Origin of the sequence: Pyxidicoccus xibeiensis (assembly GCF_024198175.1) — a bacterium.
Classification (GTDB): Bacteria; Myxococcota; Myxococcia; order Myxococcales; family Myxococcaceae; genus Myxococcus; species Myxococcus xibeiensis.
Window position 1 is genome coordinate 861,655 of sequence record NZ_JAJVKV010000002.1, and the last position, 12,466, is coordinate 874,120.

The window sequence follows — 12,466 nt, forward strand, 5'->3', positions numbered from 1 at the left end:
GCTCGGGAGGCAGCTACCTGCTGAGCGTGAAGCGCAGTCCGGACACGCCCAGCAGGTGCGTGGTTTCGTAGTCGGAGTCCGATGGGAGCCAGCGTCCGCTCAGCTCGGCGAAGAGGGCGAGCCGCGAGGAGAGGGGGAGGCTGGCTCCCGCCGACACTCCGGCACCGAACAGGCCTGGTTTCGCGAGGGCGTAGCCATCGAGAGAGAGGAAGAGCGTCACCGGTCCCACCAGCTCCGGAGCCTGGACTCCCAGGCGCGCGGAGGCGCCGAACCGCCGACCCGCGGTCGCGTTGAGCTCGCCGTAGAGGTAGCGCCCCGCCAGTCTTCCTCCTGCTTCCAGGCCCACGCCCGACAGCGGGGCCAGGCCCAGCGCGGCCCGCACCTGGGCGCCGAAGGCGAGCCCCGAAGGCGACGGGGCTTCAAGGCTCGTCGGAGGAAGGACGACGCGGACCTGTTCGACCCTGCCCGGGCGCACCGTGACGTCGAGCGTGGTGACTCCCGAGCCCACGTCCAGCGTGTGCGTGCCGATGGGCACGGGGCCCCGCCAGGGTGACTGTCCGAGCGGCTGGCCATCCAGCCGCAGGTCCGCGCCCGCGGGCTCGACGTCGATGACCAGCTCTCCGCGGAGCCGCTCGCGCAGGCTCTCGAAGAGGGTGACCACCGTGGGCTGGACGCGCTCCGGGTCCAGGCGCACGTCCGGGTCGGACTCGAGCGCCTGCGCGAAGGCGGCCTCCATCTGGGTGTACTGGCGCAGCGCCGCGTACACCTCGCCTCGAACCAGGTGCAGCCGTGCTTCGCTGGCTTCTTCCCGCGTCCTTTGCAGCCCTTTGTCCACGTGGGAGAGCGCGGCTTCGAAGTCTCCCTCGGACAGTGCCTGGAGGGCTGCGTCCAGCTCGCGCGGCTCCTCTACAGGCGCACTCGCGGAGAGCAGCAGGGACATCACCAGCAGGGTCGCGCTCATTCGTGAAGCTCGATGCGTACCACCGCTTTCGTGCCCGGGGAAACATCGACGGCACGCTCGACGGGAGCGAAGCCGCCGCGCTCCACGCGCACGGAGTACCGGCCCTCGGGCAGGTCGAGCGACACCGGGGTGGCGCCGTGGTGCTTGCCGTCCACGCTGACGTTGGCCCAGACCGTCCGGCCTGCGTGCACCGTGACGACGCGCAGCTCGCCCCGCCCCTTGCCGGCCTTGGGCTTGGAGTCGCCTTCCGCGGATGCCGCCGAGGGGGCCTCGGTGCGGGTCGAGCCGCGCGGCTGCGCGGACCGCGACACGGCGCGGGCAGGCGACGCGGGCTTCCGCTTCGAAGGCGGCACCTTTGGAGGCGCGGAAGCGGAGGGTGGGCGCCTGGCGTCCGGTGCCGAAGTCGCGGAGGTCGCCGGGGTCGGAGCTGAAGTGGCGGGAGGAGTCGCTACGGAACCTGAAGCCTGAGGCGCGGCTGCCGTCGTCGAAGAGGGCGGAGGACCGCCAGACCCAGCCGCTGCGGGGTGGGCGAATGCAGCCGGAGCCAGAGCCGGAACGACTGCGGACTCCGTCAGGGAGCCCGGAGCCGTCGTCGCTGACGATTCACCCGCGCTCCACGGAACGACCACTCCGAGCACGAGCATCGCGGCGACCGCCACGCCCCCCGCTATCGCCACCGGCATGCGAAGCCCGCGCTTCTCCGGTGCGCGCGGAAGCGGTGCGGAGGCACGCGGCTCCGCGGCCACGCTGACCACGCTGACCACGCTGACCACGGGCCCGGGAGCCGCGGTGCCCGCACGCTCCGCCGTCTCCAGCGCGGTCAGCAACGCGAGCGCGCTCTTGTGGCGCGCCTCCGGGTTCAGCGCCGTGGCCTGCACGAGCACCGAGGCCAGCCGAGCCGGAAGCCACGGTGCCTGCTCACGCAGCGCCCGCACCGCGCCCTCGGGCCCGTCACCGAGGAGCCGGCACGTGCTCGAAGGCGCCAGCCCCGTCAGCGCCTCCAGCAACACCAGGCCGAGCGAGTACAGGTCCGCGCGGCCATCGACGGGCTCTCCTCGCGCCTGCTCCGGCGCCATGTAGCTGGGCGTGCCGAGCCGCACGCCACTGCCCGTGGACTCCGCGCCCCGGTGCTCCCAGAGGATGCCGAAGTCCAGCAGCGTCGCGTGCCCGCCCGGTGACACGAAGATGTTCCCCGGCTTGATGTCGCGGTGGACGCAGCCGCGCCCGTGGATGAACTCCAGCCCCGCGCACAGCTGCCGGGCCAGGGCGAGCACCTCGGGGACGGGCAGGGGGCCGGGCACCGAGCGCAGGTAGCGCGCCAGGGACATTCCCTCCAGGTGCTTCATAACGATGAAGGGCCGCCCCGCCTGCTGGCCGACGGCGTGGATGGGCGTGATGTGCGCGTGCTCCAGCCGCGCCATCGCCCGTGCTTCACGCTCGAAGCGCGCCACGCTCTGCGCGTCCTCGCACAGCGCGTCGTGGAGCAGCTTGATGGCCACGCTCCGCTCGAGCGCGAGATCTCGGGCCCGGTACACCTGCCCCATGCCTCCCGCGCCCAGCAGCTCCTCCAGCCGCCACTTGCCCTCCAGCACGTCGCCGGGCTGCAGCGGGCGCCGCGTCGGCGTGCGAGCGCGCCACCCGGCCTCGCCGGCGTGCTGGGTGATGGCGGTGCACTCCGTACAGGAGGCCCCCGGAAAGGGGATGGGCCCCCCGCAGGAGCCACATGCCGAGGGTTGCTTGTAGGCCGCCATGGACGGCCCTATGTTGCCATACCCCATGGGCGCATCCTCCACCGAACCGTTCTCACCCGGTGCACTGGCGGAGGGGCAGCCTGCCGTGCGCGGCCCGCGCTTCCGCGTCATCGTGGAGACAGGGCCCGATGCGCGGCGGGAGCTTCTCCTCGAAGGCACGCTGCTGGTGGGGACGCAGGTGGAGGGGGGGCTGCGGCTGAGTGACACGACGGTGTCACGCGTCCACCTGGAGCTGCAGGCCCGCCCGGAGGGTGTGCGGGTGCGAGATGTGGGCTCTCGCAACGGCACCTGGTCCCTGGGCGTGCGCATCCACGAAGTCACCGTGGCCAGCGAGGCCCGCTTCACGCTGGGCAAGACGACGCTGCTCGTGCTGCCCGAGCCCGCCGAGGACGGCGAGGCCGCGACGCCCCTCACGTCCTTTGGCCGGGCGCTGGGGCAGAGCGCGGTGATGCAGCGCCTCTTCGGCGTGCTCGAGCGGACGGCGCGCTCCTCGTTCTCCGTGCTGCTGCTGGGAGAGACGGGCACCGGCAAGGAGCTGCTGGCCGAGGCGCTCCACCAGGCCTCGCCCCGGAGCGCCGGCCCGTTCGTCATCGTGGACTGCGGCGCCGTGGTGCCCTCGCTCATCGAGAGCGAGCTGTTCGGCCACGCGAAGGGCGCCTTCACGGGAGCGCACGCCGAGCGCCACGGCCACCTGGTGCAGGCGCACGGCGGCACCGTCTTCCTCGACGAGGTGGGCGAGCTTCCCCTGGAGCTCCAGCCGAAGCTGCTCCGCGTGCTGGAGTCGGGCACGGTGCGCCGGGTGGGGGACAACGCCGCGCGGAGCGTGGACGTGCGCGTGGTGGCCGCCACGCACCGCGACTTGAAGGCGGAGGTGGCCGCGGGGCGCTTCCGCGCGGACCTGTACTACCGGCTCGCGGTGGTGCCGGTGCGGGTGCCCGCGCTGCGCGAGCGCTCGGAGGACATCCCGCTGCTGGCGCGCCACCTCTTCGCGCAGGCCGGTCAGCCGGACTTCCCCCTCACGGAGGAGCTGGTGAAGCGGCTGGTCGGCTACGACTGGCCGGGCAACGTGCGCGAGCTGCGCAACTTCGTGCACCGCGTCCTCGCGGCCGGGGACGTGGAGCTGCCGGACGCCCGGCCCGTGGGCAGCGCGCCCCCCGCCATGTCGGAGGAGCTGAGCGGCCTGACATTCAAGGAGGCCAAGGAGCGGATGGTGGAGGCCTTCACCCGCGAGTACCTCACGGCGCTGCTCGAGAAGTGCGGCAACAACATCTCGGAGGTGGCGCGGACCGCGGGGCTCGCGCGCAGCCACGTCCACGGCCTGCTCAACCGCTACGGACTGAAGGGCGGAGACTGAGGCTCAGCCCTTCGGCTCCGGCGACGTGCGCGCGGTGGGGGTCCGGGCGGTGATGACGTCCGCTGACGAGCCCCCGGGGTTCCAGGGCAGGCGCCCGGAGCCGGGAAGCCAGGGCGCCACCAGCGCGGCCAGCTCGGGCAGGCCCATCACCGGGGCTCCGGCCGTGCGCAGGGCCTGGTCGAGCGCGGTGCGCAGCTCCAGCAGCGAAGGACGGCGCCCGGGCTCCTTGGCGAGCGCCGCCGTCACGCAGCGCCGCAGCACCTCCGGCACCGCGGGACGGAGGACTTCGAGGCCCTCGGGCACCTCCGTCAGCACCGCCTCCAGGGTGCGCGCCGGATGGGGCCGCCGCTGGGGCTGCACGCCCGAGAGCAGCTCGAAGAGCAGCAGCGCCAGGCCATGCACGTCCGTCTGGCCATCCACCGGCTCCTGGCGCAGCTGCTCCGGCGCGGCGTACTCCAGGCGCGCCTTCACGGTGCCGGGCAGGGTCTCCGCCAGCCGTCCCGCCCTGCACGCGATGCCCACGTCGAGCAGCTTCACCGCGCCGGTGTCGGCGACCATCACGTTGCCCGGATGGAGGTCGCGGTGCACGAGCCCCAGCGGCTGTCCCTCCCGGCTTCGCAGCGCATGCAGGTAGCCGAGGGCCTCGGCCACGTGCGAGGCAATGCGCGCGGCCGGAGGCCACGGCAGCGGCCCGTGCCCCGCGGCGCGGCGCGCCTCCAGGAGCTGGGCCAGGGTGAGGCCGTGCACGTACTCGAACACGAGGAACAGCAGGCCGTCCTGCTGGCCGAAGGCGCGCAGGCGCGCGAGAGACGGATGGTTGAGCAGGCTGGCCAGGTGCGCCTCGTCCAGGAACTGCCGCACCCAGGCCTCGTCTCCCGCCACCTCCGGGCGCATCCGCTTGAGCGCCACCAGCCGGTCCGGGCCCTGCGCGCCCTTCACCTCGGCGAGGAACACCTCGGACATGGCACCCAGCGCCAGCCGCTTCAGGAGGACGAAGTCATCGAGGCTCGGCTCTCGCCACATGGCCCCGGACCTTACCAAGGGCGGGTGTCTCACTTTCCCGCTTTCCAGTGTTTCCCCAGGAAGAGGGGCACCGGGAGGCCGTGCGCTGCCCGGACCTGGACGCCAGCCCGAGAAAACGTGTGTCAAGTCATTGATTTCACGGGACTTCAACGCGGGGAGCGGGCAGGGTCCTCCGGCGTTATCAAAGGAATGGGTGGGGTAGCCCCCCTGTTCCACCACGCTCCCAAAGCGGTTCGGCCAATCGGGTCTGACCGCGCACCGCCAGGTGCCCCCGGTAATGAGACCGGCTGGGCACGCTGCGCGGGCCCCCTCACTCTCTGAGGGGGCGGGCTCACCGTTTGCCAGGACGACATGACTTTCGACGAACTCCAGCTGCACGACACCCTCCTGCGCGCCGTCAAGGCGGAGGGCTACACCACGCCGACTCCCATCCAGGAGAAGGCCATCCCGCATGCGCTGGCCGGCAAGGACATCCTCGGCGTGGCGCAGACGGGCACCGGCAAGACGGCCGCCTTCGCGCTGCCCATCCTCCAGCGGCTCTCCGCCAAGGCGCCCGCGGGCGGCGCCCGGCCCGTGCGCTGCCTCGTGCTCACCCCCACCCGCGAGCTGGCGGGGCAGGTCGGTGAGAGCTTCGCCAACTACGGCAAGAATCTCCCCCTGCGCCATGCCGTCATCTTCGGCGGCGTGGGCCAGTCGCCCCAGGTGCAGGCGCTGCGCAGCGGCGTGGACGTGCTCGTGGCCACGCCCGGGCGTCTGCTGGACCTGATGGACCAGGGCTTCGTGTCCCTGCGCTCGCTCGAGGTGTTCGTGCTCGACGAGGCGGACCGCATGCTCGACATGGGCTTCATCCATGACGTGCGCAAGGTCATCAAGGCGCTGCCCCCGAAGCGGCAGACGCTCTTCTTCAGCGCCACGATGCCGCCCGAAATCGTGGACCTGTCGCGCAACATCCTCACCAACCCCATCCGGGTGGAGGTGACGCCCGTCTCCAGCACCGCGGAGACGGTGAGCCAGCAGGTGTACTTCGTGGAGCGCGAGCAGAAGCGCGGCCTGCTGACGCACCTCCTCAAGGAGGGCCGCATCGCCCGCGCGCTCGTCTTCACGCGCACGAAGCACGGCGCCAACCGCGTGGCGAAGCAGCTGGAGGGCGCGGGCGTGCAGGCCGCGGCCATCCACGGCAACAAGAGCCAGAACGCCCGTGAGCGTGCGCTCGACGACTTCCGCGCTGGCTCCCTGCGGGTGCTGGTGGCCACGGACATCGCCGCGCGCGGCATCGACATCGACGGGCTGAGCCACGTCATCAACTACGACCTGCCCAACGTGCCCGAGCAGTACGTGCACCGCATCGGCCGCACCGGCCGCGCGGGCGCCAGCGGCATCGCCGTGTCGTTCTGCGACGGCGAGGAGCGCGCGTACCTGCGCGACATCGAGCGCACCATCCGCCGCAGCGTGCCCGTGGTGGAGGACCACCCGTACCGCGCGGGCAAGACGGGTCCCCGTCCCGCCGACTACACGGCGCCCGCCGAGCCGGACCGCGGCCCTCCGCCTTCGGGCCGGGGTGGCGGCCGTGGCCGGCAGGCCCGGGGCTCGGGTGGTGGTGGCGGTGGTGGTGGGCATCCCTCGGGGCCGTCGCGGCGCCGTGGGAGCTCGGGAGGCGGCAGGGGTGAAGGCCGCTTCGATGGTGGCGGGCGCTCCGGCCAGGGCGGTGGAGGCGGTGGCTCCGGCCGTAGCTCCCAGCCGTCGCGTGGGCCGGCGATGAGCCCCCGTCCGGCGGCCACCGGCACGCAGGCGAAGGGCGCAGACGCCCCGCCGCCGCCTCCGCGCCGTCCGTCGCCGAAGTGGTTCTAGTCGTCACGGCCCTCGGGGCCTGAAGTCGAGACGGGCCCGGCGTGTCGCATGCCGGGCCCGTCGTCTTTTCAGCGCTGAAGGTCTCTTCAGTTGTGCGTCGGGAAGGCCGGGGGCTCGCCGGTGGCGCCGTTGCCGTCGGGCTGGGGCCCGGAGTGCTTCTCCTCGGTCGTGGCCCGGTCGGGCCCCTTGTGACGGATGGGCTCCTCCTCGCCCGCGCCCTGCCGGGTCTCCGGAGTCTTCTCTGGCTGGTTCGGCTTTCGCGTGCTCATCACCGCCTCCGTTCGTGAAAAGGTCTCCGACCAAGATGGGGATGAGTCGGAGGCGTGACAGGGGACAGGCGGCCATCCGTTCACGGGAGGTCCTGCCTGCCTGGAGGGCAGGGGGCCGACTTCACAGGTTGCCCCGACTCCCATAGCGTGGCCCCACATGCCGACCGAGGTCATCGTCCAGTCCACGTTGTTCGAGTCCCTCGTCCGCTTCACCAGGCCCGACACGAAGCTCCGCGCCGCGTACCTCTCGGCGGGGTACGACGTGGACAAGCCCCGCGCGACCTATCCGGCCTCCGTGTACCTGGCCTGCCAGGACGCGGCGGTGCGCCACCTCTTCCCGGGGCGGGAGCGCAAGGAGGCGCTGAGGGAGCTGGGGCGGGAGATGGTGCGCGCCTACTTCGACACGCTGGTGGGCCGGGTGGTGGGCGTGGCGCTGAAGATGGCCGGCCCCGAGCGTGCGATGAAGCGCGTGGGGCTCAGCTTCAGCTCGGTGGTGTCCCCGGTGGACATCCAGACCGAGTCCCTGGGGCCCGCCGACTGGCGCGTCCGCTTCCGCGGCTACCCCTTCCCGGCGGACGCCGCCGCGGGCACCTGCGAGGGAGCCCTGCGCCAGGCCGGCGCCACCGCGCCGCGCGTGGAGTTGGAGCGCTTCGAGCCGCCCAACGGCTTCGACCTGCGCATCCGCTGGTAGCGCGGCGCCTCCCCGGCGGCTGTCCGCCAGGGAGGGCCGGTGCGCTCACGGCGTGGAGGGCGTCCCCATCGCGAGGGGCTCGCCCTCGGTCGGCTGCGTCACGTTGTCGTCGGACGTGCGGTCGATGAGCTTGTTGAGCGGATCGACTCCCACCTGCGCCGGCTTCACGGGCACGGTGAAGGTGACCTCCGACTCGCCCTTGGCCACCTTGCGCTTCTCCAGGAAGACGGCCTCGCCCTTCTCGTCGAGCGCGCCGACGTCCATCCAGTCGCTGAACTCCAGCTCCTGCTGCGCGCCCTTGTCGTCGCTGCGGAACTTCTTCGCCATCACCTTGAGCGTGACGTCCCACGTGCCCTGGGCGTTCTTCCGCACCGTCGCGGACACGGCCCGGTTGTCGTAGAGGGTGATCGTCTCGAAGAGGTCCTCGAGGAGGTACTGGTACTCCGGGGGCGTCTCCTCGCGCAGGAAGCCGATGAGCTCCGCGGAGCCGGTGTAGGGCGGGCCCCGGAAGCGCACCTTCTCCACGTAGCGGCGCAGCGCGCGGTTCACCCGCTCCTCGCCGATGAAGTCCTGGAGCGCGTACATGGCCAGGCTGCCCTTCTGGTAATAGATGTACTGCTGGTTCTCGACGCGTGACAGCGTGGCTTCCTTCTTCCGCTCGACGGCGCGGCCCGCGAGGTAGCGGTCCAGCTCGAACCGGAGGAAGCGCTTCATCTTGTTCGGCCCGTAGCGGTGCTTCATCACCATCAGCGCCGCGTACTGGGACATCGTCTCGGACGTCATGGCCGCGCCCTGCGCCCGGCCGCCGACCACCTGGTGCGCCCACCACTGGTGGGCAATCTCGTGGGCGGTGACGTAGTACGGGAAGTCCACGTCGTCCGGGTGGTCCTGCCGCACCTGGGCGATGAAGCCGAGCGCCTCCGAGTAGGGGATGGTGTTGGGGAAGGACTGGGCGAACGTCGCGTAGCGGGGGAACTCGAGGATGCGGGCCTGGCGGTGCTGGTAGGGGCCGAAGTTCGTGCTGCAGTACTCCAGCGCGTCCTTCATGCCGGCCATCATCCGGTCCAGCGCGAAGGTGTGCGTGGGGTGGTGGTAGATCTCCAGCTTCACGTCTCGCCACGTGTCGCGCATCACCGTGTAGCGCGCGGACAGGACGGAGAAGAAGTTGAGGATGGGCTGGTCCATCTTGTAGCGGAAGTAGCGCCGGCCGTTCTCGGTCCACTCCTTCTCCAGATATCCCGGCGCCACCGCGAGCTGGTCCGGCGACGTGCTCACCGTGGCCTGGAAGCTGATGAAGTCCGAGTCCTGGCGGATGTAGTTCACCTGCATCGCCTTGGGGTCATCGCGGTCCGGATACAGGTGCTCCTTCGGCGCGAGCCCGTACTCCTTGCGGTCACTGTCCTGCTGCAGCTCCGCGTCGTACTGGTAGCCGAGCCTGGGCAGGTTGTCGTTGTTGAAGAACGTGCCGTTGTAGGCGACCGCCTGGCTCGGGCCGCCGTGCTTGAAGCCCCGGGGGCCGAGCTCCAGGTCGAACACGAGGTCGGCCTCGGCGCCCGGGGCCAGGGGCGAGGGCAGCTCGAAGACGTAGGTGCCCAGCTCCTTGTCATGCTGCGCGGGTTGCTCCACGCCGGCCACGGACAGCTTGCGCACCCGCACGTCGGTGTTCATGGAGAGGAGCACCTTCGCGATGGGCTCCTCGAGCTTGTTGCGGAGGCGGTAGGTGCCTCGCGCCTCGGCGCGCTGCTCCTCGGGGAAGATGTCGAAGGCGACGTCCGCCGCGATGATGCGCGGCATGGGCAGGTCGGCGTAGGACTTGTACTCCTTCTCGTAGCGCGCGGTGGCCCGCTCGAGGTCCTTCGCGGTGACGTACGGGTTGAGGACGTGGGTGTTGTAGTAGATGAAGGTGCCCGCCCCGAGGAACAGCAGGAGCGACACCGCGGTGGCCAGCGTCCACGCGGTGGAGCGCCGGGCCCGTGCCGCCGCCAGTCGCTCGCGCCACCGCGTCTCCCGCCCGCGCACGGTGAGCAGGTAGCCCGCGGCGACGAGGATGCCCGCCAGCCCATACCAGTACAGCCGGTGCCAGAGGATGACGGCGGGGAAGTTTCCATAGCCGTTCATGTCCGAGTACGGCGCCGCGGGCTCGGCGGCGTAGCGCAGGAGGTTGTCCTCCACGCCGAGGAAGCCGAGCGCGGCCTGGGAGACGAAGTAGAGCACCATCACCAGGTAGGCCAGGTACTTCTGGTGGATGAGCACCTGGGCGAAGAAGGCCAGCACGGCCAGCAGCACGTCGCGCAGGAAGCCCATGAGGATGAGCTGGGTGAAGTAGAGCGGCCAGTCGATGTCGAAGAAGCCCCGGCCCAGCTGCGACGTCAGCACGGCGAGCGCCACCACGACCTTGAGCGACAGGGCAACCATCAGCAAAGCGCCGAGCTTCGAGGCGTAGCCCACCCAGGTGGGGGCGCGCGTCGCGTCGATGATTTCTCCCAGCCCCGCGTCGCGCTCCTTCCACACCAGCTCGCCCGCGTAGAAGGTGAGGGTGATGAGCACGAAGGGGCGGAACATGCCCGTGGCCACCTCGAGCACCTGCCACGTCACCGGGTAGGTGGGGGTGCCGAAGAGGGTCTTCATGACGAGCGTGCCGAGGATGACGAAGACGAGCCCCGCCACGACGAAGCACCAGTACACCGGCGAGCGGAGGACGTCGCGGAAGGCCAGCCAGCCAGCGTCGAGGGCGGTGCGCAGCCAGCTGCCCGTGGTGGGGGCCGCCGCCACGGTGGGGATGGCGACGGGGGCGCTGGAGGACTCCTCGTGCTCCGCGCTCCGGCCGCCGCGGTGCTCCTCCACGGCCGGGCGGAAGCGGGCCACGGTGAGGGCGAGCAGGGCGGCGCCCACGGCGAGCCACAGCGCGCGGTTGGCCAGCATGACGCCGGAGAGGGGCACCAGGTCCCGGTTGCGCTCGGCCGGCGTCCAGTAGCGCGTCACGTGGTCGAACGTCATGGAGCCGAACGGGTCCAGGATGGCCGCCAGCACGCGGTGCTGCACGTCGGTGATGACCATGCCGAGCAGCAGGTAGCCCAGCACCAGCACCACCATGCCCACGTAGACGGGGGCCATGCGCCGGGTGAGCGCGGCCAGCGCGAAGAACACCGCGCCGACGGCGAACAGCGAGGGCCACACGCCGATGACGTAGGGCCACAGGTACGCCGCCGTCTGGTGCGTGGTGAGCTGGGACGCGTCCACCACCCACACCACGCCCACGCCCAGCAGCATGCCCGGGAGGATGGCGAGCATCAGCAGCGAGCTGAAGAGGAACGCTCCGGCGAAGCGGCCGAGGAGGTACGGCGCCTTCTTCACCTTCTTGGTGAAGATGAGCATCCACGTGCCGTGGTTGAAGTCCTGGCTGGCGGCCTGGCCGAAGACGGCGGCGACCATCAGCAGGCCGAAGAGGGAGATGATGAAGATGAAGTTGAAGAGCAGGTAGGGGCTGTTGGCGAGGACGCGGTCGGCGCCCGAGCCCACGGAGAAGCTCTTGAAGACACCTCCCGCGCCGAGCATCAGGATGAGGCCGGCGCCGGCCAGCACGGCGGCGTAGACCCAGGTGGAGATCATCTTCACCCGGCGCCACAGCTCGAAGGTGATGAGCGCGCTGAACATGGAGAGTCCTCTCACGCCTGCTTCCGGGCCTGGGGCTGTGCCTGGGCCAGGGCGTGGAAGTAGACGTCCTCCAGGTCGGGGCTCGCGGGCTCGAAGCCGGGGGGCGGGCTCTCCGAGTGCACGTGGACGAGCCGCTGGCCGGCCACGCGGCGCACGGCGATGACCTGGAGCTCCTTGGAGAGGGCGTCCAGCTCCTCGGGCTGGTTGACGAAGCGCTTCCACACGCGGTTGCCGAGCGCGTCCACGAGCTTGAGCGGGTGACCGCTGGCCACGACGGTGCCGTGGGCGAGCACGGCCATGTTCTGGCAGAGGTCGGCGACGTCCGAGACGATGTGGGTGGAGAGCAGGACGACGACGTCGGTGCTGATCTCCGCGAGGAGGTTGTGGAAGCGGAAGCGCTCGGCGGGGTCGAGGCCGGCGGTGGGCTCGTCGACGATGAGGAGCTTGGGGTTGCCGAGCAGGGCCTGGGCGATGCCGAAGCGCTGCTTCATGCCGCCGGAGAAGCCTCCGAGCCGGCGGTCGCGGTGGTCCCAGAGGTTGGTCTTCTGGAGCAGCGCCTTCACGGCGTCATGGCGCGGCCGGCGCTGGGCCAGGCCCTTGAGCTGGGCGAGGTGGTCGAGCATGTCCCAGGCCGACACCTTGGGGTACACGCCGAAGTCCTGGGGCAGGTAGCCGAGCACCTCGCGCAGGCGGTCCTTGTCGCGGCGGATGTCGATGCCGTCGAAGGTCATGGTGCCCGAGTCGACGTCCTGCAGCGTGGCGATGCTGCGCATGAGGGTGGACTTGCCGGCGCCATTGGGGCCCAGCAGGCCGAACATGCCCCGGGGGATGGTGAGGGAGACGCCCTGCAGCGCGCGGGTGCCGTTGGGATAGGTCTTCGTGACGCCTTCGAGTCGGAGCTCCATGGTGGGGAGA

Annotated in this window: 9 protein-coding genes; 3 read left to right on the top strand and 6 right to left on the bottom strand. The window is 71.2% G+C overall.

Going from position 1 to position 12,466, the window contains the following annotated elements:
• Positions 1–13 precede the first annotated feature (13 nt).
• Positions 14–961, bottom strand: coding sequence for a PEGA domain-containing protein (locus tag LXT23_RS11440; protein WP_253980155.1), 948 nt, complete (start codon positions 959–961; stop codon positions 14–16).
• On the bottom strand, positions 958–2,739 hold the full coding sequence (locus tag LXT23_RS11445) for a serine/threonine-protein kinase (protein WP_253980156.1): 1,782 nt from the start codon (positions 2,737–2,739) through the stop codon (positions 958–960). Before LXT23_RS11445 ends, LXT23_RS11440 begins: the two co-directional genes overlap by 4 nt.
• A gap of 58 nt (positions 2,740–2,797) precedes the next feature.
• Between LXT23_RS11445 and LXT23_RS11450 the strand changes: the two genes are divergently transcribed.
• On the top strand, positions 2,798–4,066 hold the full coding sequence (locus LXT23_RS11450; RefSeq protein WP_253980157.1) for a sigma 54-interacting transcriptional regulator: 1,269 nt from the start codon (positions 2,798–2,800) through the stop codon (positions 4,064–4,066).
• Between the two features lie 3 nt (positions 4,067–4,069).
• Here the strand turns inward: LXT23_RS11450 and LXT23_RS11455 are convergent, their stop codons facing one another.
• Positions 4,070–5,089 (bottom strand): serine/threonine-protein kinase, encoded by a 1,020-nt coding sequence (locus tag LXT23_RS11455; RefSeq protein WP_253980158.1) that lies wholly within the window; start codon positions 5,087–5,089, stop codon positions 4,070–4,072.
• Between the two features lie 351 nt (positions 5,090–5,440).
• Between LXT23_RS11455 and LXT23_RS11460 the strand changes: the two genes are divergently transcribed.
• Positions 5,441–6,937 (top strand): DEAD/DEAH box helicase, encoded by a 1,497-nt coding sequence (locus LXT23_RS11460; protein WP_253980159.1) that lies wholly within the window; start codon positions 5,441–5,443, stop codon positions 6,935–6,937.
• A gap of 86 nt (positions 6,938–7,023) precedes the next feature.
• On the opposite strand, the gene LXT23_RS11465 is transcribed toward LXT23_RS11460, so the two are convergent.
• On the bottom strand, positions 7,024–7,206 hold the full coding sequence (locus LXT23_RS11465; RefSeq protein WP_253980160.1) for a hypothetical protein: 183 nt from the start codon (positions 7,204–7,206) through the stop codon (positions 7,024–7,026).
• Positions 7,207–7,363: 157 nt separating this feature from the next.
• On the opposite strand from LXT23_RS11465, the gene LXT23_RS11470 reads away from it, so the two are divergent.
• Positions 7,364–7,897, top strand: a complete 534-nt coding sequence (locus LXT23_RS11470) for a DUF2378 family protein (RefSeq protein ID WP_253980161.1) — start codon at positions 7,364–7,366, stop codon at positions 7,895–7,897.
• A 45-nt stretch (positions 7,898–7,942) separates the two neighbouring features.
• Here the strand turns inward: LXT23_RS11470 and LXT23_RS11475 are convergent, their stop codons facing one another.
• Both LXT23_RS11475 and LXT23_RS11480 read right to left on the bottom strand, forming a co-directional pair.
• On the bottom strand, positions 7,943–11,566 hold the full coding sequence (locus LXT23_RS11475) for an ABC transporter permease/M1 family aminopeptidase (RefSeq protein WP_253980162.1): 3,624 nt from the start codon (positions 11,564–11,566) through the stop codon (positions 7,943–7,945).
• Positions 11,563–12,456: an ABC transporter ATP-binding protein gene (locus tag LXT23_RS11480; RefSeq protein ID WP_253980163.1), complete on the bottom strand. Its 894-nt coding sequence runs from the start codon at positions 12,454–12,456 to the stop codon at positions 11,563–11,565. The genes LXT23_RS11475 and LXT23_RS11480 overlap by 4 nt, the downstream gene beginning before the upstream one ends.
• Positions 12,457–12,466 lie beyond the last annotated feature (10 nt).

Excerpts from the sequence above, each read along its gene's own strand:
- LXT23_RS11455 (WP_253980158.1), bottom strand. The coding sequence starts at position 5,089 with ATGTGGCGAGAGCCGAGCCTCGATGACTTCGTCCTCCTGAAGCGGCTG.
- LXT23_RS11460 (WP_253980159.1), top strand. The coding sequence starts at position 5,441 with ATGACTTTCGACGAACTCCAGCTGCACGACACCCTCCTGCGCGCCGTC.
- LXT23_RS11440 (WP_253980155.1), bottom strand. The coding sequence starts at position 961 with ATGAGCGCGACCCTGCTGGTGATGTCCCTGCTGCTCTCCGCGAGTGCG.
- LXT23_RS11465 (WP_253980160.1), bottom strand. The coding sequence starts at position 7,206 with ATGAGCACGCGAAAGCCGAACCAGCCAGAGAAGACTCCGGAGACCCGG.
- LXT23_RS11470 (WP_253980161.1), top strand. The coding sequence starts at position 7,364 with ATGCCGACCGAGGTCATCGTCCAGTCCACGTTGTTCGAGTCCCTCGTC.
- LXT23_RS11445 (WP_253980156.1), bottom strand. The coding sequence starts at position 2,739 with ATGGGGTATGGCAACATAGGGCCGTCCATGGCGGCCTACAAGCAACCC.
- LXT23_RS11480 (WP_253980163.1), bottom strand. The coding sequence starts at position 12,456 with ATGGAGCTCCGACTCGAAGGCGTCACGAAGACCTATCCCAACGGCACC.